Source organism: Noviherbaspirillum saxi (genome assembly GCF_003591035.1).
Classification (GTDB): Bacteria; Pseudomonadota; Gammaproteobacteria; order Burkholderiales; family Burkholderiaceae_D; genus Noviherbaspirillum; species Noviherbaspirillum saxi.
Window position 1 is genome coordinate 1,828,430 of the sequence record NZ_QYUO01000001.1, and the last position, 26,757, is coordinate 1,855,186.

General features: G+C 59.0%; 19 protein-coding genes and 1 pseudogene. 10 read left to right on the forward strand and 10 right to left on the reverse strand.

What is annotated here, in order from left to right:
* The first annotated feature begins 123 nt into the window (after nt 1-123).
* The 3 genes from D3871_RS08505 (at nt 124) to D3871_RS08515 (ending at nt 4,206) form a co-directional block, all read left to right on the forward strand.
* Nucleotides 124-1,482 (forward strand): DUF1329 domain-containing protein, encoded by a 1,359-nt coding sequence (locus tag D3871_RS08505; RefSeq protein ID WP_119768495.1) that lies wholly within the window; start codon nt 124-126, stop codon nt 1,480-1,482.
* 187 nt (nt 1,483-1,669) lie between these two features.
* Entirely contained in the window at nt 1,670-2,707 is a 1,038-nt protein-coding gene (locus D3871_RS08510; protein WP_199724741.1) for a DUF1254 domain-containing protein, read from the forward strand.
* A gap of 23 nt (nt 2,708-2,730) precedes the next feature.
* Nucleotides 2,731-4,206, forward strand: coding sequence for a DUF1254 domain-containing protein (locus D3871_RS08515; protein WP_233575559.1), 1,476 nt, complete (start codon nt 2,731-2,733; stop codon nt 4,204-4,206).
* Nucleotides 4,207-4,326: 120 nt separating this feature from the next.
* On the opposite strand, the gene D3871_RS08520 is transcribed toward D3871_RS08515, so the two are convergent.
* The 5 genes from D3871_RS08520 to D3871_RS08540 all read right to left on the reverse strand — a co-directional run bounded on the left by D3871_RS08520 (nt 4,327) and on the right by D3871_RS08540 (nt 11,884).
* Nucleotides 4,327-5,484 carry an alpha-hydroxy acid oxidase gene (locus D3871_RS08520; RefSeq protein WP_119768496.1) on the reverse strand — a complete coding sequence of 386 codons (1,158 nt, stop codon included), beginning with the start codon at nt 5,482-5,484 and terminating at the stop codon, nt 4,327-4,329.
* Between the two features lie 206 nt (nt 5,485-5,690).
* Nucleotides 5,691-7,367, reverse strand: coding sequence for an alkaline phosphatase D family protein (locus D3871_RS08525; RefSeq protein ID WP_233575560.1), 1,677 nt, complete (start codon nt 7,365-7,367; stop codon nt 5,691-5,693).
* A gap of 283 nt (nt 7,368-7,650) precedes the next feature.
* A complete protein-coding gene (locus tag D3871_RS08530) occupies nt 7,651-9,006 on the reverse strand; it encodes a DUF1329 domain-containing protein (RefSeq protein WP_119768497.1) in 1,356 nt (451 codons plus the stop codon).
* A gap of 13 nt (nt 9,007-9,019) precedes the next feature.
* On the reverse strand, nt 9,020-10,690 hold the full coding sequence (locus D3871_RS08535; protein ID WP_119768498.1) for a DUF1302 domain-containing protein: 1,671 nt from the start codon (nt 10,688-10,690) through the stop codon (nt 9,020-9,022).
* 162 nt (nt 10,691-10,852) lie between these two features.
* Nucleotides 10,853-11,884: a DUF1254 domain-containing protein gene (locus D3871_RS08540; protein ID WP_119768499.1), complete on the reverse strand. Its 1,032-nt coding sequence runs from the start codon at nt 11,882-11,884 to the stop codon at nt 10,853-10,855.
* A gap of 493 nt (nt 11,885-12,377) precedes the next feature.
* Between D3871_RS08540 and D3871_RS08545 the strand changes: the two genes are divergently transcribed.
* Nucleotides 12,378-13,322 carry a helix-turn-helix domain-containing protein gene (locus D3871_RS08545; protein ID WP_119768500.1) on the forward strand — a complete coding sequence of 315 codons (945 nt, stop codon included), beginning with the start codon at nt 12,378-12,380 and terminating at the stop codon, nt 13,320-13,322.
* Between the two features lie 114 nt (nt 13,323-13,436).
* Here the strand turns inward: D3871_RS08545 and D3871_RS08550 are convergent, their stop codons facing one another.
* The 5 genes from D3871_RS08550 to D3871_RS08570 form a co-directional block, all read right to left on the reverse strand.
* On the reverse strand, nt 13,437-15,830 hold the full coding sequence (locus D3871_RS08550) for an arylsulfatase (RefSeq protein ID WP_119768501.1): 2,394 nt from the start codon (nt 15,828-15,830) through the stop codon (nt 13,437-13,439).
* Between the two features lie 89 nt (nt 15,831-15,919).
* A complete protein-coding gene (locus D3871_RS08555; RefSeq protein ID WP_199724742.1) occupies nt 15,920-17,308 on the reverse strand; it encodes an FAD-binding oxidoreductase in 1,389 nt (462 codons plus the stop codon).
* The gene (locus D3871_RS08560) at nt 17,308-18,849 is read right to left on the reverse strand and encodes an acetolactate synthase large subunit (RefSeq protein WP_119769983.1); all 1,542 of its coding nucleotides are present in this window, start codon (nt 18,847-18,849) and stop codon (nt 17,308-17,310) included. Before D3871_RS08560 ends, D3871_RS08555 begins: the two co-directional genes overlap by 1 nt.
* A gap of 378 nt (nt 18,850-19,227) precedes the next feature.
* On the reverse strand, nt 19,228-20,559 hold the full coding sequence (locus D3871_RS08565) for an MFS transporter (RefSeq protein WP_119768502.1): 1,332 nt from the start codon (nt 20,557-20,559) through the stop codon (nt 19,228-19,230).
* A gap of 201 nt (nt 20,560-20,760) precedes the next feature.
* Nucleotides 20,761-20,916 (reverse strand): hypothetical protein, encoded by a 156-nt coding sequence (locus D3871_RS08570; protein WP_199724743.1) that lies wholly within the window; start codon nt 20,914-20,916, stop codon nt 20,761-20,763.
* Between the two features lie 252 nt (nt 20,917-21,168).
* Here D3871_RS08570 and D3871_RS08575 point away from each other — a divergent pair.
* The 6 genes and pseudogenes from D3871_RS08575 to D3871_RS08600 form a co-directional block, all read left to right on the forward strand.
* Nucleotides 21,169-21,354 (forward strand): annotated as a pseudogene (locus D3871_RS08575) (TetR/AcrR family transcriptional regulator); the annotation flags it as partial.
* Nucleotides 21,355-21,377: 23 nt separating this feature from the next.
* Nucleotides 21,378-21,683 carry a hypothetical protein gene (locus D3871_RS08580; RefSeq protein ID WP_147376758.1) on the forward strand — a complete coding sequence of 102 codons (306 nt, stop codon included), beginning with the start codon at nt 21,378-21,380 and terminating at the stop codon, nt 21,681-21,683.
* Between the two features lie 683 nt (nt 21,684-22,366).
* Entirely contained in the window at nt 22,367-23,653 is a 1,287-nt protein-coding gene (gene hisD / locus D3871_RS08585; protein ID WP_119768505.1) for a histidinol dehydrogenase, read from the forward strand.
* A gap of 93 nt (nt 23,654-23,746) precedes the next feature.
* Entirely contained in the window at nt 23,747-24,649 is a 903-nt protein-coding gene (locus D3871_RS08590; protein ID WP_119768506.1) for an SDR family oxidoreductase, read from the forward strand.
* 29 nt (nt 24,650-24,678) lie between these two features.
* On the forward strand, nt 24,679-25,125 hold the full coding sequence (locus D3871_RS08595) for an acyl-CoA thioesterase (RefSeq protein WP_119768507.1): 447 nt from the start codon (nt 24,679-24,681) through the stop codon (nt 25,123-25,125).
* 25 nt (nt 25,126-25,150) lie between these two features.
* The gene (locus tag D3871_RS08600) at nt 25,151-26,746 is read left to right on the forward strand and encodes an arylsulfatase (protein WP_119768508.1); all 1,596 of its coding nucleotides are present in this window, start codon (nt 25,151-25,153) and stop codon (nt 26,744-26,746) included.
* The last annotated feature ends 11 nt before the right edge of the window (nt 26,747-26,757 follow it).

Here is a 26,757-nt window from a genome sequence, read left to right on the forward strand (position 1 = left end):
TCGCCCTTCACTACATCGACTTCTTCGGCGATTTGGTGACGAATCGCCGACGCTATAACCGCGATATTGCGCGCCTCCGGGAACACGGTGTCGCTTTTGTCACATTCAATACAAGTTGGACACATGAATAAATTAGTAAAGGCAATGATTGCTGCCGGCTTGGTGGCTGCACAAACAGGCGCTCTCCACGCTGCGGTAACAGCGGACGAAGCGAAGAAACTGGGCACCACGCTGACCCAGGTCGGCGCAGAAAAGGCCGGCAACAAGGACGGCAGCATCCCCGAATACACGGGCGGCCTGACCACCGCTCCAGCCGGCTTCGACAAGTCGAAAGGCGTGCGGCCCGATCCGTTCGCCAGCGAAAAGCCACTGTTCTCGGTCGACGCGAAGAACATGGACAAGTACGCCAACAAGCTGACCGAAGGCACCAAGGCCTTGATGAAGGCCCATTCCGGCTATCGCATCGATGTCTACAAGACGCACCGCACCGCGGCACTGCCGAAGTCCGTGCTCGAAAACACGGTAAAGAATGCTACCCGTGCCAAGATGTCCGACGATGGCGCCAGCATGATTGGTGCGCGCGCCGGTATTCCGTTTCCGATACCGAAGAACGGCACTGAGGTAATGATGAACTCTCTGGGACGCTACCAGGGTGTGTCGTATGTCGTTCCCAAATATACCGCCTACAACGTCGACAGTGCCGGCAAACTGGTGATGGCATCTCAAGGCGCCTGGACTCAGGACAGCCCTTATTACGACGAGTCGAAGAGCGAGGCGCCGACGACCCTCAGTCGCGCCCGCGCCAGCTACACCGGACCGGCGCGCCGTGCCGGCGAGGCGATCATGACGACGGAACCGCTTGACTATAGCGACAAAGGACGGCGTGCTTACCAGTATCTGCCGGGACAGCGCCGGGTGCGGCTTGCACCGGACCTCGCCTACGATACGCCTAATCCAAGTACAGCAGGCATGTCGACGTTTGACGATGTCAACCTGTTCAACGGCAAAGCGGACCGTTTCGACTTCAAGCTGGTAGGCAAGAAGGAAATCTATGTCCCGTACAACGCCTATCGCTTTACGTATCACGACAAGCCCGAAGAAGTGTTCCAGGCCAAGTTCATTAACCCGGCTATGGTGCGCTGGGAGCTGCACCGCGTGTGGGTGGTGGAGGCGGCGGTGAAGGAAGGCAAGCGCCACATCTATTCGAAGCGCACCTTCTACGTGGACGAAGACAGCTGGATCACGCTTGCCAGCGATCAGTACGATGGCCGCGGCCAACTCTGGCGCCCGGGCTTTAACTACATGACCCAGAACTACGACGTGCTGGCACAAACCAGCGTAGTCGTGGGTCATTACGATCTTATCGCGGGCAGCTACTACATCAACCTCTGGCCGAGTACCGGCGGTGTGAAGATCTCGGACACCATGACGCCGGAGTCCTCCTGGGCGCCTGACGCTCTGGCAGGACAGGGCGTGCGCTAGTAAAACCGGCTGCGGGAAAGGAGACTCCGTATCCCGCAGCCAACGCCGTGCTACGTCAATATCTGAATAACTGCATCAACCGACCGAGCGAGGGTATGCATGGATTTTGAATTGATCGAAGTGGAAGCGACGGATGGCCTGGCGGACGCTCGATGCAACGAATAAATTAAGAACAGGAGACAAAGTCATGATCAAGCGTAGATATCAATTTGCAATGGCAGCGTTGGCACTGACGGCGTCCGCGTCGCTCCATGCCCAGGCGCCCACGGACAATGCCGTGCTTGTCACCGCCGACAACTTCAACCGTGCCGAGTCAGACAGATTCTTTGCACTTGCCGTCGCGCGCGACCGCTTCGGCAAATTCGGGCACAACCGCGAGCTGTTGCCAATCGACAGTCAGTTCGTCGTTCGTCCCAATCGCGACACCCTGTATTCGGCGGCGGTGTTCGATCTCGATGCGGGACCGGTAACGGTCACTCTGCCCGATGCGGGCAAGCGCTATATGTCGATGATCGCGATCAATAATGAGCAGTACACGCCCGGCGTGGTCTACAAAGCGGGTAGCCATACCTACACCAAGGAAAAGATCGGCACGCGCTACGTGTTGCTGGGCCTGCGCATACTGGTCGATCCGACAGATTCGAAGGACGTTAAGGAAGCGCACGCGCTGCAGGATGCAATCAAGGTCAAGCAGGAGGGCGGTCCCGGGCGCTTCGAGGCGCCAAAATGGGATCAGGCAAGCCAGAAGAAGGTGCGTAATGCACTGTTGACGCTTGCCGCGACGGTCCCCGATTCAAGGGGTATGTTCGGGACAAAGGAGCAGGCCGACCCGGTGCGGCATTTGATCGGATCCGCCTCGGCCTGGGGCGGCAATCCCGAGAAGGACGCCTTTTATCTCAACGTCAATCCGAGCAAGAACGACGGCGCCACGGTCCACAAGCTAAAGGTCAAAGACGTACCCGTCGATTCCTTCTGGTCGATCAGCGTCTACAACGCCGAAGGCTATTTCCAAAAGAATCAATACGGCGCGTACACCCTCAACAACCTCACAGCGAAGAAAGACGCCGACGGTTCGGTCACGGTCCAGTTCGGCGGTTGCGACGGCAAGATTGCCAACTGTCTGCCGATCGTGCCGGACTGGAACTACATGGTGCGCCTCTATCTTCCGCGCGCCGAAATCCTGAACGGCAAATGGACTTTTCCCGAGGCACAGCCAGTGCGTTGATTGAATAAGAAAGCACTCTGATCATGGAATTCAGACGGTTCACAACAAGCAAGGCGTTTCGCTTTGCCCTCTTGGCATCGCTGGTCAGTATCACGTTGGGCATGGGCACGACAGCCAGCGCAATGAAGCCTGTTGACAACGGCGCTGCGTCCGCCGAATCCAGGCGCGCCGAAATCACACTTGCCGAAGCCCGTTCCATCGCGAAGGAAGCCTACATCTACGGGTACTCGCCGGTCGATAGTTACCGCATCCTATATTCCTATTTTGTCGATCGCAACGACCCTGAATATAAGGGCGGCTGGAACACGATTCACAACAATGCGCGCGTATTTACGCCGGACGACAAGGCGATGCAAACGCCGAATGTGGATACGCCGTACTCGAACCTCGGCCTGGATTTGAGGGCCGAGCCGATGGTGTTGACTGTGCCGGCCGTTGAAAAGACTCGCTATTACTCGGTCGAGGTCAATGACCTCTTTACCTTCATCTCCGGTTATTTCGGCACGCGCACCACCGGCAACGGCGCAGGCAACTACCTGGTCGCTGGACCGGGCTGGAAAGGCAAGGTACCAAAAGGCATCAAGGCCGTGATCCGGTCCGAGACAGAGTTGGCATACATCTTTTACCGGACCCAGCTGTTCAAGGCGGACGACATCGAGAATGTGAAGAAAATCCAGGCCGGATACAAAGTCCAGCCGCTCTCCGCATTCCTGGGCAAGCTCGCGCCTGCCGCGGCACCAGCAATCGACTTCATCAAGCCGCTTGGCAAAGAGCAGCAGCGCAGCTCGCTTGAATTCTTCAACGTCCTTAATTTCGTCCTTCAGTTCGGTCCGACACATCCATCCGAGCAAGCCCTCATGGAACGCTTTGCCAAGCTCGGTATCGGCGCGGACAAGACATTCGATGTGCAAGCGCTTTCTCCCGAGATGCGCAAGGCGATCGAAGATGGCATTGCCGATGCATGGCTTGAGTTTGCCGCGCTGGAGAAACGAGTTATCACCGGCGAGGTGACCAGTGGCGATGTCCTTGGGTCACGTGCCTATCTGAAAAACAATTACCTCTACCGCATGCGCGGAACCTTGGCTGGCATCTGGGGCCTGTCGAAAGAGGAAGCCATCTATCCAGCCTACTACGCCGATTCCACCGGCCAGAGGCTCAACGGGGTAGGTAATCGGTACACATTGCGCTTTGCGCCGGGGCAACTCCCGCCCGTCAATGCATTCTGGTCGCTCACCATGTATGAGCTGCCGTCGCGACTGCTCGTCGCCAATTCGCTCAACCGCTATTTGATCAATTCCCCGATGCTGCCGGACTTGAAACGCGACGCCGATGGCGGAATCACGCTTTATGTACAGCAGGAATCGCCCGGCGAGGACAAGGAGTCGAATTGGTTGCCGGCACCGAACGGCCCGTTCGTCGCGGCGCTACGCCTGTATGTGCCCAAGCCCGAGGCATTGAGCGGTGAGTGGAAGCAACCGCCGATGCAGCGTATCAATTAGCCGCAATGGATCCATGGCATCAATCCCCCGGTGAAATGGACCTTGCCGGAATCCTGGCATAAGGCCTTGCGTAGAAATAACTTACACAATGTATCCCTGCATCGACCCCTAACGCAGCGTTCATCCAGCGGCTTGAAATGTGCCGGGCAGGAGAATATTGCTGTCGACCCTCTTTACGTCGGTGACGCCGCAAAACGCCATGGTCAGATCAAGTTCCTTGCGAATGAGATCAAGGCATTTGACAACGCCTTGCTCGCCCATCGCACCCAAACCATAGAGGAAGGCGCGCCCTAGATAGACTCCCTTGGCGCCGAGCGCTAGCGCCTTGATGACGTCTTGCCCGGATCGGATGCCACCGTCCATGTGGACTTCAATTCTGTCGCCGACCGCATCGACAACGGCGGGCAGCGCCGCAATCGAGGAAGGCGCGCCGTCAAGCTGTCTGCCGCCGTGGTTGGAAACGATGAGCGCATCCGCACCGCAGGCAACGGCGAGCCGCGCATCTTCCGCATCGAGAATACCTTTGATGATCAGCTTGCCGTCCCACTGCTTCCTGATCCATTCGACGTCGTCCCACGAGAGGCACGGATCGAACTGCCGTGCGACCCACCCGGACAGCGACGCCATGTCCGTCGCGTCTTTCGCATGACCGATCAGGTTGCCGAAACCGCGGCGCCGCGTGCCCAGCATGCCAAGGCACCAGCGCGGCTTGAACATCATGTCGATAATGTTGGGTAGCGTCAGTTTCGGCGGCGTCGACAGGCCATTTTTCAAATCCTTGTGGCGCTGGCCGACCATTTGCAGATCGAGTGTCAACACCAGCGCCGGGCATTTCGCCGCCTTTGCGCGCTCGATCAGTCGTTTGATGAAATCGCGATCGCGCATCACATAGAGCTGGAACCAGAACGGCGCGCAGGTGTGCGCGGCGATGTCTTCGATCGAGCAGATGCTCATGGTCGACAGCGTGAAGGGCACGCCGAACTTTTCGGCTGCTCTGGCCGCCAGGATCTCGCCGTCGGCGTGCTGCATTCCGGTCATGCCGGTCGGTGCAAGCGCGACCGGCATGGCGACCTCCTGGCCGGCCATCGTCGTTTTGAGCGTGCGGTTTTCCATGTTGACCGCGACGCGCTGACGAAATTTGATGCGTTCGAAATCGCTGCTGTTGGCGCGATAGGTCGATTCCGTCCAGGAGCCGGAATCTGTGTAGTCGTAGAACATGCGCGGCACGCGTTTCTGTGCGAGCAGGCGCAGGTCTTCGATGTTGGTGATGATGGGCATGTGGAGTTTTCTCTGGCAGACTGCGTGTTGGTGTGCGGGCGATGCGGATTGATTGGGTGTCCAGGAGACGCGGGTTGATTTCGGGGTACTGGGCAAGGCGTGAGGAATGCCGTGTGGCGAGTCGCACAAGCGACGTACAACGCAGCCATGCGCCGCAAGCGGCCCGTAGCGCCTGTACACCAGTACGCAATCTGCTCTCGTATTCTTTATGCCTTGCGCGGCACCTCGTACACCAGGGTGGGCTTCATTGTGTCGATCTCCGCGGTCGATTGCGGCGGTCGCCATGTGAAAAGACTGAATATCAGCTTGTCGGGCGTCACGTCGATGATGGTGAAGCCGTTCTTCTCCATCGGCTCGAGCGTCTGTTCCATGTTCACCAGCTGCGATGGCCTGGATTCGATGCGGCGGACCGACGAGGGGAAGGCCAGATCACCAGTCCCCATCGTGCCGGTCATCACAACATGCAGCGGCTGCGACAGCGACAGATCGCCGGAACGCATCATCCGTCCGACGGCAGTGGCATGGAAGTCACCCTGGATGATGACGGGTGCGCGTTTGGATTGCGATGCAAGCGCCTGCATCAGTCTTTGATGCTGATCGAACCAGCCCTGCTGCCATCCTGCCTTTACTTTATTCAATGAGAGCCGGCCCGTCGCGTCGTCGAGCCGATCGGGATACCAGTCGCCCAGCTTGCCGGAGGAATACGCGAAAGGCAGCGATGGCGCGTGCAGGAAATGGGCCGTATCTTCCGCGCGAGTCCGGGCAATCAGCCAGTCCTCCACCCAGCGCGGAAGAACCTTGGCGTGCTTGCCTTTGTAGTCGACATAGCGCCGGCAGTCGTAGAGCACGGTTTCCAGGAGTTTTCCGTAGCGCAGCGTGCCAAAGCAGATGTTTGTGCCCGCAGGTGCACCGGCCTTGTCAGCGCCGGGCAGCCAACCGGGGCGATTCGGGTCCGGCAGGAATTCGGGGTAGTAAAGCCGTTGTGTCTGCTCGGCGCCGAGCGTGCCGTAGGACTCCGGCGGCAAGGTGGCGAGAAGGTCATCGAATTCGTCGTTTTCAAACGTGTCATGGTCGTCGGTCAGGAAGAACGACGGCGTCGAGCGCAACGTAGTGCCATAGAGGCCGCTGATCTGGTAATCGCAGACGCTCGTGAAGATGGATGCGTTCCTGGGGTGGAGCATTGGCAGGCTGATGTCCAGCGGACCACCGAATTTGGGCCAGACCATTTCCTGATACTGCTTGAGCCGGGGTTTGGAGAGGGCGGTCTCGATGTCGTAATAGACATGATCTCCATTCGCGATCATGACGTCGGGCTGGAACGACATGCCGCGCGCGAGCAGTTGCCGCCGCGCCTCCATGTCCAGGAAGATCGATTTGCCGTTGATCCTCGGGCCGTCATAACCGCCGGCGCAGGTGTAAGCCAGGATACGCAGGCGCTCCGGCGCGGCGTCGGGCGCCGGAAAGGTCGTCAGGGGCCAAGCATCGCAGAGCGGAATGCCGTGCCGGTCCGTGACGCGCAATTCATATTGCGTTGCCGGCTGAAGCGATGGCACATCGAAGCGCCAGAATCGTCCCGCCGGATCTGTTTGTTCGCCCTTGTGCGGCTTGCCGTTGACCAGCAGGCGCGGTACGGCGGTCAACGGCGTCTTGAAGGATGCCTTGATCAGGAAGCGATTGTGGCTGGCGGTGGGAATAATATGAACGAGCGCGCCTTGGTTCCATGTCTTTCCGGATTGTGCAGCGGCGGCGTGCGGCCAGCCGAACATTCCGAGGGCGGCAGCGCCGACGCCCAATTCAAGGAATTCCCTCCTGCTGAGATCGGCCACCCGTGCGGCGTTCGCAGATTCGTTCTGTTCCATCATGTCGGGCTGAAGGGGGAGCATCGCTTCTCCTTTATGGTTCTTCAGGCTTTTGTGTAGGTAAGGCCAAGACTTTGGTAGTCCGTATGGAGCGAAACGAAATGCGGGGCACCCATCGAAGGAACGCTGCTTGTCCGCAGATACAGTCGTCACTCCATGGATGTTGCAACACGCATTCCGCTTCGCTCCATACGGGCTACATATTTCGAAGACCCACGGAAAAGTCTGAAGAGCCGAAAAAAATGGCTGGCGGCTGGCGATAGAGTCGCGTCACCAGCCGCCAGCCTAACTGAGGAAATCCAACTTGCTAACGGATACCCGATCCCGCCAAACTTTCCGGGGTCCAGAAGGAATCTGCCATCGGTTTCCCGCCAATCTTGATTCCATTGCTTCCCGGCCATTGGTTCACGTAGTACGAGCCGGCGATGACGTCGTAATGACCGGAAGTGAAATGGGTGGGAGTCGGCACATCGTAGGATTGCGTCATGTACGAGAAGCCGGGGCGCCAGAGTTGCCCCCGTCCGTCATACTGATCGCTGGCAAGAATGAACCAAGTATCTTCGTCAATGTAATACGTGCGTTTCGAATAGATGTGACGCTTGCCTTCCTTCACGCTTGCTTCGACCACCCATACGCGGTGTAACTCCCAGCGGACCGTATCCGGATTGATGAACTTGGCCTGGAATACATCCTCCGGCTTGCCGTTGTAGAGGAAACGGTACGCGTTATACGGGACGTACATTTCCTTTTTGCCGACCAGTTTCCAGTCGAAGCGGTCCAGCTTGCCGTTGAAGAGATTCACGTCATCATAGGTCGACATGCCGGACGTACTGGCATTGGGCGTGTCGTAGTTGAGGTCCGGCGCTAGCCGCACGCGGCGTTGCCCCGGCAGGTACTGGTAAGCGCGCCGCGACTCGTTGGCGTTGTCAATCGGTTCGGCCGTCATGGCGGCTTCGCCGGCGCGGCGCACTGGCGCGGTGTAGCTGGTGCGAACACGATTCATCAGGGTGGGCTCGGGCCGCGATTCGTCGTAGTAGACGCTTTCCTGCATGTAGATGCCCTGTGCGGACAGCATGACATTGCCGCCGCTGCCCACGTTGTAGGCGCTGAACTTCGGTATTACGGTCGTGCCGCCGTTATAGCGCCCGATGTAGTTCAGCATGACCTCGTTGCCGTTCTTGGGAATCGGAAACGGGATGCCGGCGCGCGCACCGATCATCGAGAGCCCGTCATCGGACAGCTTAGCCCGGGTAGCGTTCTTTACCGTGTTCTCGAGCACGGACTTGGGATACCCTGCGGTGCGGTGCGTCGGATAGACATCGATGCGATAGTCGGCATGGAGCTTCATCAATGCCTTCGTGCCTTCGGTCATCTTGTCCGCGTACTTATCCATGTTCTTCGCATTGATCGAGAACAACGGCTTTTCATTCGCGAACGGATCAGGACGCAGGTTCTTCGACTTGTCGAAGCCGGCGGGGGCCGTCGTCAGTCCGCCCGTATATTCCGGGATCGTGCCGTCCTTGTTGCCGGCCTTTTCGGCCCCGATCATGGTCAGCGTTGTGCCCAGCTTTTTGGCCTCTTCCGCTGTTGCCGTCGCATAGGTTGCGCCAATTTGCGTCGATAGCAAACCCGCGCCGATCAATGCTGTTACGCGTTTTTTCATGATATGTCTCCGATTAGAATGCGGTTTTGAATGTGAGATAGACGGCACCGCGATCCTTGAGGTTTGCCGTGCTGCCGTTGGAAACCTGATTCGCGCCCGTTGTCGGGTTTAGCGTGGATTTGCCAAAATAGTCGATGTACTTCAGGTCGAAGCGGTATTTGCTGTATAGATCCAGCCCCAGGCCGACGGAATACTGGCCGGCGCCCTTATTGCCGCCGGAGGTCACCGCCGAGTTGCCTAAGAGGCCTCTCGAATAGCTGATCGGCATCGAGAGGTCTGCGCCGGAGAAGATCTGGAACCAGGTTGGCGTGAAGTTGATGGCAAAACCGACGGAGTCCTTGCTGACCTTATCGATGCCAACGTAGTTGTTGCGGCCCTTAAAGAATTGCGCGCCTTGACTCACCGACAGCCAGCGGCTATAGGTCATTTCGGCCGCCACCGAAGCATTATCGTAGAGCACCGATGAGCCGAGCGAGCTGACTGCATTGACAACCGCGTGCACGGTGTTGCCGCGCGCGCCAACCGAGTTCCCCTGCGCCGGCAGCGCTGCGAGCGACGGGATGGCGATGGCATTATCGCTGACCAGCGGCATGTTGCGGCGGTAGTTCAGGTCGGCGCCGAAGCTGATACCGAAGATCTGCTTGGACAGGCTGACGCCGTACAGGTCGATGTCCGACGCATAGTTGAAGAAATAGCGCTGCGCACTCGATACCAGCAGAATCTGCGGCAGCTTGTCGGAGAAGTTACGGTAATAGAAACCCATGGTCCCGTCCAGCCACTGCGGATTCCAGCGCGCCGCCAAGCCCCAATCGCCGCGCTCCTTCGGCGTGATGGCGTCGCCACGGCGGATGCGTGTGGCTCCTTGAATCAAGGATTCACCGCCGCGGAAATAGTGATCGCCAAAGCCCAGATATGTGCCAGCTTCCGGAAGCCGGCCGGCTTCCCAGTCGAAGTAATACTGGCCGGCGATCGACAGTTCCGGAGTTGCCTGGATCTGGCCCGAAATCTGCGTCAGCGGGCGGAACAGTTCCTTGGCCTCAATGCCCGGATTGCCGAAGCTTTTGGCCTGGTCCAGCGGGGCCTGGGCGTAAGACACGCCATGGATGGCTCCCCCGCCCAACAACGCTTCGCCCCATGCCACCGTATGGCGGCCGGCACGAACCGTGACTGGCATGCTACCCAGTTCAAATCCGCCAAATACGAATGCATCGAGCCATTCGCCGGATGGCCCGTGGTAAAAGCGATTTGCATAGGGGGAGAGGCCGAAAGCGGGCGCGCCGTTGACGAGGTGGTTGGAGGTCGCAAGACTGGTATTGTCGAAACCCCCAGAGTAAGCGGCGTCGTACCAGCCTGCAGCACTGACACGCGCGCCGAACTGTCTCTGGTACACGACATCCAATTCGGACAGCACATCGATACGGTTGGTGACTATGCTCTTGTTGCCGAAATTGCGGTCACCGTCATCGCTATTGACGTTGCGCAGGATCGCCTGGCTCTGCGTATCGATCCGCTTGCCAAGGTTGTAGCGGATGGTGTTATCGAAGCGTACCGTCAGATCTTCGTTGCCGGTATTGATATCGAATGCTGCCGCGCTCGTGCAAAGTCCTGCGCAAAGAGCCGTCGCCGCACCCGCGATCGCTGTGCGCCGAATGCCGGCTGATAGGGCAACTATTTTGTCACTCATTTAAATCTCCTCCTGTGTGGCTTCTTGAATATTTTTTGGCCCGCCGCATGCTTGCGTCTGAGCGTGTCGTAACGTTTTCTCGAATCAGTGAATCGCGCCCCTCCAACATGTCTGCATTTTTCAAATTGGCTTTGTGTCGGCCTCTGCCGTCCAGCCATGCGCTCAATGCGCGGGTTGCGGCTCGGGGCGCGTCCAACTGCCGTTCAGAATCTCCGCACGCGGACGATATAGGCGCATCGTGTAGTTCCAGCCGGGCGTAATGGGAAGGCAGTTGGCAATCTTGCTGTCGCAGCCGCCGAACTGGACGGCGACTGAGCCGTCCTTGGATTTTTTCGCAGTGATGTTGTTCAGCGAGTAGGCGCCATAGGTGTTCGGCTGTAAATAGCCGTCAGCGTTGTAAACGGTGATCGACCAAAAGCCATCGACGGGTACGTCCTTTATGTTCACTTTGTAGATGGTCACGCCATCGTTCTTGCTCGGAGTGAAATAGAGCATGCTGGCATCCTTCTCGGGATTGCCGCCCCAGGATCTGGCCGTTCCAATCAAGTGCTGCACAGGGTTGACCTGGTCTTTGGTGCCGAACATGCCCCTGGAATCGGAAACGGTCGTGCCAAGCACCAACAGCGCATCGCGTATCTTCTTCTGGCTTAGCCGGTCCCAGTCGGGAACGTCGAAGCGGCCGGTGTTTGTCTGCTGGACCTTGATCGCATCCTGCAAGGCGTGGACTGGTTTGAAATCGTTGGGATCGGTTGGGTCGACCAGGGTACGAACGCCCATCAACACATAGCGCGTGCCGACCTTCTCTTTGGTAAAGGTGTATGTCCCCGGGGCGTAAACCACAACGGGCACATAGTGGTCCTCGTCGATCACGATCATCGAGATGAAGCGTTTGCCCGGGTCTGGCAGGGTGATAGTCACTGGCCCCGCATCGAGGTCGAACACCGCCGACGAATACAAGGTATCGCGGTTGGGACGCACGACGCCTTGCTTGTCGACCGGGACAAGCTCGCGGCGGTGTTGAAACTTCCCGAAACCGCCTCGCTCCACCACGCCGCCAAAGAACATGTCGGACTCGGCGCGCTTGAAATTATCGACGGTCACAGGTACGGTCGTGCTTGCTGATGACTGGGCATGGAGCAATGCCGGTGCCGTCAGTGCGATTGCTGCTGTAATCTGCAATCTACGTTTGAACATGGCTATTTTTCCCTCTGTGGTTGTGAATTACTTTTATCGCCAGATGTTTCTGTCTTTCATGCGCCGTCCATTCGTGTCTCCCATGGACGATGGATCCAGCATAGGGCAAGTGCTCCACAACCCTTTAGCCGAAATTACCAACTCGTGTTGGCCGGTGGCCAATACGCATCTGCGTTGGATATTGGCGTGGCATTTTTTATTTTGTAGGCGTGTGATTCGGCCTAATCCCGATGGGGTCTCCGCTTTCTCCTGACGGAATGCAGAAGATGATTTGGGCGACGAAACGAGCACAGGACAACTCTTACGTCACCCAGTATCCGGATCGGCACGCCATGCGGAATAGCAGACATTGCACATTGCGCATGGTGTAGACTCTTGATACTGGCTTATCATGATTTGGTGGCCGCTGATTGCAGGAATGCTGGCAGCTTGGCGAACCCGGTGGCCGTCTCAACGGAGGATTCGGGCGAAGAACCCTAACTAGGATGTAGAGATGAAGAGCTATTATTCTGCCCAGCGGTTTTCCGACGCATATGAGCATGCGCGAAACGTTGCTAATTTCGATCAGCGCTACTTCCAGACCGAGAATGGGCCGTTCGAAGGCACGGTGCGACAGGTCGACTTGGGGGGACTCCACATATTTACCGAAAGGACCAATCGCCAACTCGTCCACCGTGGACAGGTCATGCCGGGGTCGATCGTGTTGGCATGGACAAGCTCTGCGTCCGTTGCGCCGGGATCCTGGCGCGAAGAAACCCGCGTACCGTTGGTCGGCCTTTCGCGCGGTGGCAGCGAGTGGATATTGCATCGGCCCAGCGACACGGAATTGGATGGCATCACGATGTCGGCAGTGGAATTCGATCGACTCATTGATGCGCTAGGAGTTACCACGACACGAAACGAAAACCGGCACATTCAGTTCATGCGGGGCGGCACGGCTTTCTCCGTACTGCGCTCGGGAATTCGCGAGATGAGCTGGCATGCGGAACGCTTCTCCTGCGCTGACGCGCGCGCAACGATCCGCAAGCAGCTTGTGGATGCTATTTTCTGTGCCCTCGGTGAAGCAGAAGCAAGGCATCGCACGGATGTGACGCACCTGACGTACAACGACATGGTGAAACGCTGCCACGATCTGATTCTTGGCAATCCCGAGTTCCCTCTCACCGTGCTTGATCTATGTACGGAACTGCGTGTCTGCCGCAGCACGCTGCAGACAAGTTTTCTGAAAGTCACTGGACAGTCGCCTTTGTCCTATTTGCGCCGCATGCGCCTTTGCGGCGTACGCCGTCTGTTGCGCTCGACTTCTACGGTCCAAATGACGATCGGAGACGCTGCGTCTCGGTGGGGATTCGTTCATTTGGGAAGGTTTGCGACCGACTATCGCGAGCTCTTTGGTGAATTGCCGTCGCGAACCTTGCGTCCCGGCGCCGAGAACTGATGGCCATCGCCGGCGGCGTCGGCGAGCATGGGCGAACGCCGACGCGCTCGCCCATCCTGTTAATGAAGACGTGTAGTCAAACCATTGCCGGTTCCGCGCAATGACTGCCTATTGTCATTTCAACTCAATCGTCACCTTCTCGATCTTGCCGGTAAATGTGAACGGCGGCTTGTACACAAAGTCCACGGGCGAACCGGTATCCATGCCGATGTCCATTCCCTCGGTTTGCGAAAACAAGCTTGGCGTCGTCTTCGTCAATTCGCCTTCGGCAACCTTCTTACCGTTCACCATCATCGCTACCGCTGTAGCCTTGCCGCGTTCCATGGCCTGACCTTTGTATACCAAATCAACCTTGAGCTGCACCTTGCCCTTCGGCAGAGTCTCCTTGGCGGTGAACGTGAAGTACTCGAGCGAGAGATGGTTGTAGACAAACGTTGGCTTGCCATCGCGAACGTACAGGCCGTAACCGCCGGAACTGCCGCCGTGCGTCACGATCATGCCCTCGGCGCCGCCTTCGGGCACATCGATATCGGCGCTTAACGTCCATGACCTGTTGAGGATGCGCGGCGCGGCTTCGTTCGGCAACGCGACTTGTCCGGGATAATAGGTGAAGGTCTTGCGGTTCCCCGCGAGGCTGGGCCGGCCCATGAGTTCGGCGTTGAATTTTGCCGCACCGCGCCAATCGAGCGGCAGCACGTTGTACTTCGCCGCCTCCGCCCACCACAGATCCTGCAGCTCGCGCAGTTTCTGCGGGTTGGCGCTCGCCAGATCATCGGCTTGCGAGAAGTCCTTGTCGATATGGTAGAGCTCCCACTTCTGTTTGTTGAGATCAAATTTCGAACGATCGTATTGCCACGGCACGAATGCCAGCGCAGAAGCCATCCAGCCGTCATGGTAGATGCCGCGATTGACGCCCATCGTGAAGTATTGGGTCGCGTGCCGGCCTTTCGCCAGCGCGTCGTCGAAGGTGTAGAAAAAACTGGTGCCTTCGATCGGCTTCTGCTGCATGCCATTGAGTTGCGTCGGCGGCGTGATGCCGGTCAGTTCGTACAGGGTAGGGGCAATGTCGATCACGTGGGTGAACTGGCTGCGCAGGCCGCCCTTGTCCTTGATCCGCGCCGGCCATGAAACGATCATCGGGTTGCGCACACCGCCGAAGTGGCTGGCAATCTGCTTGGTCCACTGGAACGGCGTGTTCATGGCGTTTGCCCAGCCGGCCGGGAAATGGTTGAAGTGCTTTGGCCCGCCAAGTTCGTCGATCAGCTTCAGGTTGTCCTGCCATTTCTCAGCTGCCCCGTTAAAGAATCGGAACTGATTGGTCGAACCCTCCAGGCCACCTTCTGCGCTCGCGCCGTTGTCGCCGACGAGGTAGATGAAGATGGTGTTGTCTGCGCCCGGCATTTGCTTGATTGCATCGACGATGCGGCCCATGTGGTAATCGGTGTGAGCGCCAAAGGCGGCAAACACTTCCATCATGCGAGCATACAGCCGCTTCTGTTCCGGCTGCAACGAGTCCCATGCCGGCAACGATTCCGGTCGTGGCGTGAGCTTTGCTTCGGCCGGGATGACCCCCAGCTTTTTCTGCCGCTCGAAGGTCATTTCGCGGTACTTGTCCCAGCCCATGTCGAACTGGCCTTTGAACCTGGCGATCCAGTCCTGCGGCGCGTGATGCGGTGCATGCGTTGCGCCGGGCGCGACATAAAGAAGGAATGGCCGGTCGGGCGAAATGCTCTTCACCTTGCGCGTCCAGGCGATCGCGTGGTCGGCAAGATCGGCGGTCACATGGTAGTCCGGATCGGTCGCGGCCGGGACGAGGTTGCGGTTCTCATACAGGATCGGATGCCATTGGTCCGTGTCGCCGCCATGGAATCCATAGAAATAGTCGAACCCCAGGCCGTTGGGCCAGCGATCGAAGGGGCCCGCTGCGCTTGTTTCCCATGGCGGGGTGTTGTGATTCTTGCCAACCCAGCCAGTCATATATCCATTCTGGCGCAACACTTCCGCAACGGTTCCGGTACTGCGCGGCAGCACTGCGGTGTAGCCTTCGTAGCCGCTGGCTCCTTCCGCGATGGTGCCAGTCCCGGCCGAGTGATGATTGCGGCCGGTGAGGAGGGCAGCCCGCGTCGGGCTGCACAGAGCGGTCGTGTGGAAGCGGTTGTAACGCAGGCCTTCGGCAGCGAGCTTGTCCAACGTGGGCGACGGCACTCCGCCGCCGAAGGTGTTGAACTGACCGAAGCCGACGTCATCCAGCAGGATTAGAACGATGTTTGGTGCGCCCTTGGGAGCCTGAACAGGTTGCGGAAATTGTGGCGGGTCGGAGTCGAGATACGTCCGTCCGACATTTCCCGGGAAGCGGAAGTCGGGCCTCGGCAGAACGCTCGGGGTGCCAGCAGCCGCCGATGTTGCAATCGCGGATTTTTCCTGCGCGAAAGACGGGCTTGCGAGACCTCCCAGCATAATTGCGGCCGAAAGCGTTGCATACCGCAAGATCGTTTGTACTTGCATCATGTCCCCTGTGATTTATTGTTTTGCAATTCGCATTTCGCTTGGCTCCGTAGCGCCCGGGCAGGCTAGGTATATCTAAGCCTTGAACATGTCTACAGCCTGCTGTCGACCACGCGCCCTGGATTGAGAACGCCTTTCGGATCTAGGCTTTGCTTAAGCAAGAGCATCAGCGCCAATTCGGCCGGCGTGCGCGACAGACCCAGCCACGCCTTCTTTTCGATGCCGATGCCATGCTCGGCAGACACCGCGCCGTTCAGAGCTTGCAACGGTGTGTAGACCAATCCGTCGAGTTCGGCACGATCTGCGGTATTCATATCCGGCACGTGCACGGCGACATGCACATTGCCATCGCCAAGGTGGCCGAAGGCCCTTAGCTGGGCGTCCGGCCAGCGCGCCTGAATCGAAGTGCGCACGGTCTCTACATAGGTGGCGGTATCCGCCAGGCGCAAAGAGATGTCATACGCGGCAAGCGGGCCGAAACGGCCTAGCTGGCGCACATCATCGCGCAGCGCCCAGAGCGCCTGGCATTCGCGTTCGCTTTGTGCGATGGTCGCATCCGCCACCAGGCCGTGTTCCATCGCATCGCTCAATATCTGGGCGAAGCGGTCGGCTTGGTCAGTCGAGCTACCGCTGGCTTCGACCAGTACATAGAAGGCATGGTCCTGTGGCAAGGGCGGGCGCGCTTGGGCAGGCGGCGTCGTGACCACCTGGTAGAAGTCTTGCCACATCACTTCGAAGGCCGAGAGTGTGCCGGCCATTGCATGGTCCAAGCGGCGCAGCAGCTTGCCTACAGCGTCGAAATCGGACAGCGCCAGCAGGGCTGTGCAGCGGCCGGCCGGGGCTTCGCACAGGCGCAGCACGACACGGGTCACCACACCGAGCGTTCCTTCGGAGCCGATGAAGAGATGCTTGAGGTCGTAACCGGAGTTGTTCTTGAGGAGCTGATTCATCGAACTGAGCACGGTGCCATCGGCCAGTACGACTTCGAGGCCATGCACGTTGTTGCGCATCATGCCGTAACGGATCACGCTGTTACCGCCGGCATTGGTGGCCACCATGCCGCCCAAGGTGGCGCTGCCGCGCGCGCCAAGGTCCACCGGAAAGAGCAATCCAGCCGCTTCAGCGGCGGCCTGGGCTTGCTCGAGAATGACGCCGGCTTCGGCCACCAGCACGCGCTGTGTGATATCCACCGGTTCCAAGCGGTTCATGCGTTCGAGCGAGAGGATGACTTCATGCGCTTGCGCATCGGCGCCATGCACCAGGCCGGTCAAACCGCCTTGCGGTACCACGGCCACACCTGCAGCATGGCATGCGGCAAGCACGGCGCTCACTTCGGCGGTGCTGGCCGGGCGCACCAGCGCGTACGCGTGCAGTTGCTGCGGCTTTTGGCGCGCACGCAACTCATCACCCGCCAGAAGGCCGGCCGGGCCGACGATGCCGCGCAGGGTGTCAAGGAGGGTGTTGTCGATCGCTGCACCCATCAGATCACCAGTTCAATGACGAAGGGGCCCGGGCGTCGGTTGGCCAGCGCGAACAGGTCATTGAAGCGCTCCATGTTATCCGCACGCGCGGCTTCCACGCCCATGCCGTTGGCGATTTTCACCCAGTCCAGGTCTGGATTGCCGATATCCAGCATGTCTAGCGCGGTCTTGCCGGGGTTGGCGCCTACGCTGGACAGTTCGTGCATCAAGATGGCGTACTTGCGGTTGGCCAGCACCACCACGGTGACATCGAGTTTTTCGCGCGCCATGGTCCACAGCGCCTGCGGCGTGTACATGCCTGAGCCGTCGGCCTGCAACGCAACTACGCGCCGGCCCGGCGCGCCCACCGCTGCACCGAGCGCCAGCGGCAGGCCGTCGCCGATGGCGCCGCCCGTAATTTGCAGCCAGTCATGTGGAGCGGCATGCTCGGTCCCGGGATAAAAGGCGTGACCGAAACTCACGCTCTCGTCGACCACGACGGCCTGGTCCGGCAACAATGCACTGAGAGTCCGCGCCACCGACTGCGACGTGATGGTGCCCGTGGCCACGTCCTGGTTGCGCGGCTCCGTATCGGGCACATCGACGCGCGGCGCGTTCAGTTCTGCGGCCAGGCGTGACAGCGCTTCTGCCAAATCCTCCTCGGGCCGGGCCAGCACATGGATCACCGCATCTTCCGGATACGGGCGCGCCGATTTGCCCGGATAGGCGAAGAACGTCGCCGGTGCCGGCGTGCCGACAAGAATGATGTTGCGAATGCCGGCAAGCTTGGCACGTGCGGCGTCACCAAAATACGGCAAACGCTCAACGGCATAGCGTCCGCGGCCGCGTGCCGTTCGCGCATTGGCAGTGGTCGAGAGCAAACGGGCATTGGTGGCCGCGGCAATGCGATGTGCGTCGGCCAGCGACGCCTGCTCCAGTGCGCTGCCCGTCAGCAACAACAGTGTGGGTTGACCGGAACGCAGCACGCGTGCAGCTTGCTGCACGGCATCGGGCGAGACCTTAGGCACAGGGATGGGCGCCAGCGGCGCAGCCACCTGTCCACCCGCGTCCCAGCACACATCGGACGGCAGGATTAGGCTGGCCACGCCACCGGGCGCAGCGCATGCGGCCTGCACTGCGGCAGCGGCAGCCGCCCCGACGGCGGCGGCGTGGGTGGCAGTGCGGGTCCATACCGAAACCGGGCGCGCCCAGCCTTCGGTGTCGGCCGTCAGAGGTGCGTCGAACGGGCGATGGTAGGTCGCCTGGTCGCCAATGATATTGACTATCGGCGTTTGCGCACGGCGCGCGTTATGCAAGTTCGCCAAGCCATTGGCTAGGCCGGGCCCGCAATGCAGCAGCGTGGCAGCAGGCTTGCCGGCCATGCGTGCATAACCATCGGCTGCGCCCGTCACCACGCCCTCGAACATCCCGAGCACGCAACGCATGCCGGGAATGCGGTCGAGCGCGGCGACAAAGTGCATCTCGCTGGTGCCGGGATTGGCAAAGCAGGTATCTACGCCGCAGGCCAGCAGCGTCTTCACCAGGCTTTCGGCGCCGTTGATTTGGGCCGAAGACTCCGTCGGCTCATGCTGCGGCAAACGGGATTGGTCCTGGGCAGACATTTTTGCAAGAGACATGGTCAAAAACTCACTAATTGAAATGATGGAGAACCCGGGCAGTTCAAACCGATGCAACAGACGGAACACCATTGAATCAAAGTCGCCGGCCTAGAGTCGAATCATTATAGAAAGATGTAATGGGAACACCGTTCCGGATTCTGACTCCGGTCGCAACCTGCCAAGTTATTGAATAAAAAGGGATGAGCGGATGTGCGCCTGGCGTGTCATTCCGTTACTCCGCATTCGAGACGCAATCGCCGCAACGGATGCTGACAGGCATCCCGGATTCCGCTTTGCTTCTCCCGGGTTTCTCAAACTGCATTAGTGCGCCTTACGCTCACGCAGATGTCGTGCTGGAATCGCAATCAATAACACCAAGGCGCCTACCACCAGCGTAATACCCATCACATCGAAGGCCATGTACAAACTGCCGGTCGCCGTTTTGATCGCGCCGACCGCAATCTGACTGACTACGCCTGCCGCCACGCCGATGCTGCTGATCATCGCGAAGCCGGCGGCGGCAGTGGCGGGCGTCAGCAAGGCCGGCGGAATCGTCCAGAACAGCGAGACTGCGGACAGCGATGCCGCTGCGCCGAGGCTCATGAGGAATACCGACAGCGGCAGATTTCCTTGCGCGAAGCCAAGCAGGAAGAAGCTGCTGGCGCCCACCAGCATGGTCAGCGCGACGTGCCAACGGCGCTCATGCCATTTGTCCGAGCTACGGCCAAGCAAATACATGCCGCACACGGCCACAATGTAAGGCACGCTGGAAAGCATGCCGATGGTTTTCAGGTCTTCCACGCCAAACCCGCGGATCAGCGTCGGCATCCAGTAGGACACGGTGTTCGAGCCGCTGTAGATACAGAAGTACACCAGCCCGGCGATGTAAATCCGCGGCTCGCGCAATACGTCGATGAAGCGGGCATGCGCCGTGCTCTTGCCCGACTCCGCCGCCAGCGCGGTGGCAATGACATGCTTTTCCTCGGCGTTCAGCCACGAAGCCTCTGCCGGCCTGTCGGTGAGCCAGTACAAGGCGATGATGCCCAGCAGAATAGCCGGAATGCCTTCGAACACGAACAGCACCTGCCAGTCCTTCAGCCCAAGCCAGCCACCAAAGTTAGACATGATCCAACCCGCAAGCGGACCGCTGATGATCCCGGCGGACACACCGGAAATCAGGAACGCGGCAGTGATGCGGCCCCGCAGTGCGGATGGGAACCAGTAGGTCAAATACAGGATCACGCCCGCGAGGAAGCCCGATTCCGCCAAGCCGAGCAAAAAGCGCGCGACGATGAACTGGTTCGCGGTAGTGACGAAGGCCGTCCCCACCGTGACCGCGCCCCATAGCATCATGATGCGCGCCAGCGTGGCGCGGGCGCCGACGCGCTGCAGGTACAGGTTACTGGGAACTTCGAACAGGATGTAGCCGAAGTAGAAGGCGCCGGCGCCAAAACCGTAGGCGGCATCGCTCAAGGCGATGTCCTCGACCATGCGCAGCTTGGCGAAGGAAATGTTCACACGATCGATCGCGTTGACCAGGAGCGCGAGGATCAGAAATGGCATCAGCCGCCAGATGACCTTGGTGTACACGTTCTTTGCCTCCGCCGTAGCGGCTTTCGACGTTGTCGGTGAATACTGCTCGATTTGATTCATGTCGCTCCTCTTGAATTGGGGAAATTATCTTTGTTATGGTTGTCCGACTTGGTCCTCCGGAAGAGACCGAGTTTCTATATGGAGCAAATCAAGGATAGGTAATTGGTCGAGCCGGCGCCCCCTCTTTTTTAAAGGGGGAGGCCGCAAGCGGAAACAGCAACGCATTGAGTCCATGCAAGCGCTTGGGCACCGCGCGAAACATCAATCGATGGCCACCTCGCGCATTGACGCCATATCGATCACGAAGCGGTACTTCACTTCGTTGGCCGGCATGCGCTTGAACGCCGTGTTGATGTCGCCAATGTCGATCATCTCGCAGTTGGGCAACACATTATGTTCCGCGCAGAAGTCGAGCAAGTCTTGCGTGTCCTGGATGCCGCCGATCAGCGAACCCGCCAGGCATCGTGCGAATAATTGACCAATGCTGCCGGATCATTCAGCAGCAGGCGGGTTTTGTCCTCGATGGATTTTTCCACTAATGGCATTGTCAGAATCACTAATCGGATTAATAAAAAACGGCGAGGCGTATTAGGTGCCGCCTCGTGTACGGATAGGCTTGCCGTCGAAGCAGAAGCGGTGTTTGCCGAACTAGTATAGGGGTGTGAAGCGCTATCGATGCAGCACCTGTCCGAGCGCGCAGGCGTGGCGGTCAGCTCCATCTACGAATACTTTCCGACGATGGAGGCGCTGATCGCGGCGATTTTCGACGATTTCCTGCACGAGGCCAGAAGCGAACTGGCAAAAAAATTAATGCGCTACCACCATCAATCAGCCTGTACGACTGCATCAGTCTGATGCTGCGAGCAGGCGTCGAAACCATGCAAAGATGGTCGCTGATCGAACCGGCATTCTTTACCAAGTCGGCCCAGTACGACGAATTGGTGCGGCTCGAACTCGTCAAAACTGAAAGCACCTTGACCTCCGAGGTGACGGAGGCCCTGATCGCGCGGTATTCCGACCAGATTCGCATGCGTGACCTGGATAAGGCTCGCTTTCTCGCTCATCAGACCATCGTGGCATTACTGCGGGCGATGGCGCTCGTGAAGCCTGAATATCTGAAGCAGGAGGACACACCGCTCCTGCTCGGCCGAATGTTGTATGCGCTGTTGACCACCGAAGCCTAGTACTACTACGTCACGAACGTGCTTCCCCCTTGCAGGGGGAAGGTTGGGATGGGGGTAGAGAGGTCGAATCGGCGCAATCGTTAGCGCAACCACTCTACCCCCACCCTAGCCCTCCCCCTGAAAGGGGGAGGGAACTGGACAGTGATGTTTTGTGACGCAGTAGTACTAGTGTCCTGCCTCCTAAATTCGTTAAATAAATGACAACGATAATTGTGCCGATACTGCGTCAAAAATCTTTTCCCCTTGTCTCTGCCCGATTTCGGCAGGTGTATCTTCAATAATCCTGCCGGACAAAGCACTTCCGTCGTCACTGCTCCCATCAGAGTAAATCCTTGCGCCTGCACCGGGTTCACCCCCTAATTAAATGACGGGGAAATTCCCGAAGCCCCTAGCTACTATCCATTTCAGTTGTGCACACGTATGCACAAGCAACGATAACCATTGCGTGGCGAGGTGCCAAGCAATGCACACGATTGCACGCTGCAGTGCGATTACTGCTTTGCATCGCACCTCTCAAGGAAACCAAATCGAAATGATCGATTTTGCCATCGACCTGCTGCGTGCCGGACATCGACCGGACGGCATACATGCGGCGCTGCAGGAAGTGCCGGGACAGATCATTGTGCGCGGCTCCGCTTAACAACTTATTCACACCACCCAACATCGACATCAAAGGAAATCACATGGCTACTTTTCTGAAAACGTCCAAGCCGCAAGAAGTGAAGGCGGAAATCAACGCGCAAGTGCGTGACACGGTCTCGTCGATTCTGGCCGAGATTGCCAGTCGCGGTGACAGCGCCGTGCGCGAATATTCGTCCAGGTTCGACAAGTGGACGCCTGCCAGTTTTCGCCTGACCAAGGAAGAGATCGACGCTTGCGTCGCATCGCTGTCGGAAGAGACGCTTAACGATATCCGCTTCGCACAGGAGCAGATCCGCCGCTTCGCACAGATTCAGAAAGACTCGATGCACGACGTTGAAGTCGAGACGTTGCCCGGCATCGTGCTCGGCCACAAGAACCTGCCGGTGAACAGCGTCGGCTGCTACATCCCGGGTGGAAAATATCCGCTGGTGGCATCCGCCCACATGAGCGTGCTCACCGCCAAGGTGGCCGGCGTCAAGCGCGTGATCGCTGCCGCGCCGCCCTTTGGCGGCAAGCCTTCGGCGGCAATCGTCGCCGCGATGCACCTGGCCGGCGCCGACGAGATTTATTGCATGGGCGGTGTGCAAGCCATCGCCGCAATGGCGCTGGGCACCGAACAGATTGCACCGGTCGACATGATCGTCGGGCCGGGCAACGCCTACGTGGCGGAAGCCAAGCGCCAGTTGTTCGGGCGTGTCGGCATCGACTTGCTGGCCGGTCCCACCGAGACGCTGATCATTGCCGACGATACCTGTGATGCCGAACTGGCAGTGGCCGATCTACTGGGCCAGGCCGAACATGGTCCGAATTCCCCTGCAATTCTGCTGACCAATTGCGAGGCATTAGCGCGCGCCGTGCCTGCCGAGATCGAGCGCCAATTGGCGATTCTGCCGACGGCGCCGATCGCCCGCGTGGCATGGGAAGAGTACGGCGAAATCATCCTGTGCGATTCGTACGAAGAGATGGTGCACGAAGCGGACCGCATCGCTTCCGAGCACGTGCAAGTGATGACGCGCGATCCCGATTACTTCCTGACGAACATGACCAACTACGGCGCGCTCTTCCTCGGTCACCGCACCAACGTCTCATACGGGGACAAGGTCATCGGCACCAACCACACGCTGCCCACCACCAAGGCCGCGCGCTACACCGGCGGCCTGTGGGTCGGCAAGTTCATCAAGACCTGCACCTACCAGCGCGTGCTGACTGACGAGGCCTCCGCCATGATCGGCGAGTATTGCTCGCGTCTGTGCGCACTGGAAGGCTTTGCCGGCCACAAGGAACAGGCTGACATCCGCGTGCGCCGCTACGGCAAGAAGGCAGCCTAAGGTCGCGGAATAAAAGCCCGCGCGGCACGGCGGTTGCGATGGCTATCGCCGTGCCCGCCTTGGCGAGGCGATCTCAAGAGAAAGGACGATGTCATGAAACAATTCCAAAATAAAGTCGCCGTGATCACGGGTGCCGCCTCCGGCTTCGGCAAGGCGTTCGCCGACATTGGCGCGTCTCTCGGCATGAAGTTGGTGCTGGCCGACATCCAGCAAGACGCGCTCGACGCGACCGTCGCCGAACTCAAGGCCAAGGGCGCAGCGGTGATTGGTCTGCGCACCGATGTTTCCAAGTCCGAACAGATCCAGGCACTTGCCGATGCCGCGATGGCGGCATACGGTCAGGTCAACCTGTTATTCAACAACGCCGGGGTAGGGGCCGGAGGACTGGTCTGGGAGAACAGCGAGGCGGATTGGGAGTGGGTGCTGGGCGTGAACCTGCGCAGCGTGATCCACGGCGTGCGCATCTTCACTCCGCTGATGCTGGCCGCTGCGGCCAAGGATCCGGCCTATGAAGGGCATATCGTGAATACCGCCTCGATGGCGGGACTGCTCAACGCGCCGGCGATGGGCGTGTACAACGTTTCCAAGAACGCGGTAGTCGCGCTCAGCGAAACGCTTTACCACGACCTGAGTTTGATGACAGAACAAGTGTATTGCTCGGTGCTGTGTCCTTACTTCGTGGCAACCGGATTCAACGATTCACGCCGCAACCGTCCCGCCGACCTGGCCAACGCCGCGCCGCCGACGCGCTCGCAACTGGTGGCGCAAGCGAATTCCGACAAGGCCGTCACGTCGGCAAAAGTCAGCGCCGAGCAGATCGCGCAGATGACTTTCGACGCGATTCGCACACGGGGTTTCTATATCTACTCGCATCCGCAGGCTATGGCGCCGGTGCAGCAGCGCTTCGAAGCCATCATCGAACAGCGCAACCCCGGCGACCCCTATGCAGGCAAGCCGGAGGTGCGTGCCAAGCTGATCAGCACCTTGCGCGGCTGAATCATTTTCAACAACACAGACACTCGCAAATGAAAAAATCCGAAGCTGCGTTACGCGACGCATATCCCCATTTCCTGCCGATCATGACGCGCTGGATGGACAACGACGTCTATGGCCATGTCAATAACGTGGTCTACTATAGCTACTTCGACACCGTTGTGAACGAGTATCTGCTCCGCAAGGGCGTACTCGACTTTGAGCATAGCCCGACGGTCGGGCTTGTTGTCGAGACGCAGTGCAACTACTTTTCGTCGATTGCGTTTCCGGACCGTATCGATGCCGGGCTGCGTGTCGCAAAGCTCGGCTCGTCGAGTGTGCGCTATGAGATCGGGCTCTTTCGCGAAGGCGAGTCGGAGCCGGCGGCGCAAGGGCACTTTATCCATGTCTACGTGGACCGCGAAACGCGCCGCCCTGTGCCTTTGACTGATGCGATGCGCGCGGCGCTATCGGCACTGGCAGTCAACGCAGATCGCTAGTAGTAACAACTACAGGAGAGAGGCCATGATCGAACGTATGAAGCGCATGCTGACCCTGCTTGGAACAGCCTTCGTGTTTCTAGCCCCGCTGTCGGCAAGCGCCCAGCAGAACAAGCAACCGAACATCCTCGTCATCTGGGGCGATGACATCGGCTGGCAAAACGTGAGCGCCTATGGCATGGGCGTCATGGGATATACAACGCCCAACATCGACAGCATCGGCATGGAAGGCATCCGCTTCACCGACCATTACGGCCAGCCGTCGTGCACGGCTGGTCGCGCAGCGTTCATCACTGGTCAGTATCCGATCCGCTCCGGCATGACCACGGTCGGCGCGCCCGGCGACAAGCTCGGCATGCAGGCCGCCTCGCCAAGCCTGGCCGAAGTGTTGAAGAAGGCCGGCTACCGCACTGGCCACTTCGGCAAGAATCACCTCGGCGATAACAACGAGCACCTCCCGACTGTGCATGGGTTCGATGAATTTTTCGGTAACCTCTATCACTTGAATACCGAAGAGCAGCACGAATACAGCGACTACCAAACGTACGCCAACAGCTATCCAGGAGGCCCGCAGGCCTTTGCGAAAAAGTTCGCCACCCGTGGTGTTCTGCATACGTTCGCGAACGACCGCGACGATCCAACGGTGGATGAGCGCTTCGGACGCGTCGGCAAGCAAACGATCAAGGACACCGGCCCGCTCACCATGAAGCGGATGGAAGATTTCGACGGCGCTGAAGTGATCCCCAAGGCGATCGACTTCATGCAGCGGTCGAAGAAGGACGACAAGCCATTCTTCGTCTGGCTCAATACGAGCCGCATGCACCTTTACACTCACCTCAACGACAAATGGCGCGGCGCTGCGGCGAAGTACACGCACGAGGATGACAAGCATGGCGGCGGGATGCTCCAGCATGATCACGATATCGGCCAGGTGCTTGATTACCTCAAGAAGAACGGCCTCGATAAGAACACGATCATCTGGTACTCCACCGACAACGGCCCTGAGCATTCGTCATGGCCGCATGGATCGACCACGCCGTTCCGTGGCGAGAAGATGACGACCTACGAAGGCGGCGTGCGGCTGATCTCAATGTTGCGTTGGCCGGGCGTGACCAAGCCGGGCCAGATCAAGAATGGCATCCAGGCACATCAGGACATGTTCACCAGTTTCGCGGCCGTGGCTGGCGTGCCGGACGTCGTCGATCAGATGAAGAAGGAGAAAAAGCAATACATCGACGGCATCAATAATGTCGACTATTGGACGGGAAAGTCGCCGGAAAGCGCCCGCAACAGTTTCCTGTATTACGTCGAAAGCAAGCTGACGGCGGTTCGCATGGGCCCGTGGAAGATGCACTTTTCGACCAAGGAGGACTACTATGCCGACTTGAATCCCCGCTTCATTGCGCTCATGTTCAACCTGCGCAGCGATCCATTCGAGAGTTACGACAGCAAGGACTCGTACGGTCATTTGCTGCAGAAGAACTCCTGGATTTCCTATCCGATGAGCGAGCTTCTCAGCAATCATTTGAAGACCTTGGCCGAGTATCCGCCGGTGCAAGCCGCCAAGTCGTTCGACCGGTCGAACATGGTCCAGGAATTTTTGCAGCGGCAGAAGCGGTAGTGAAGATGCAC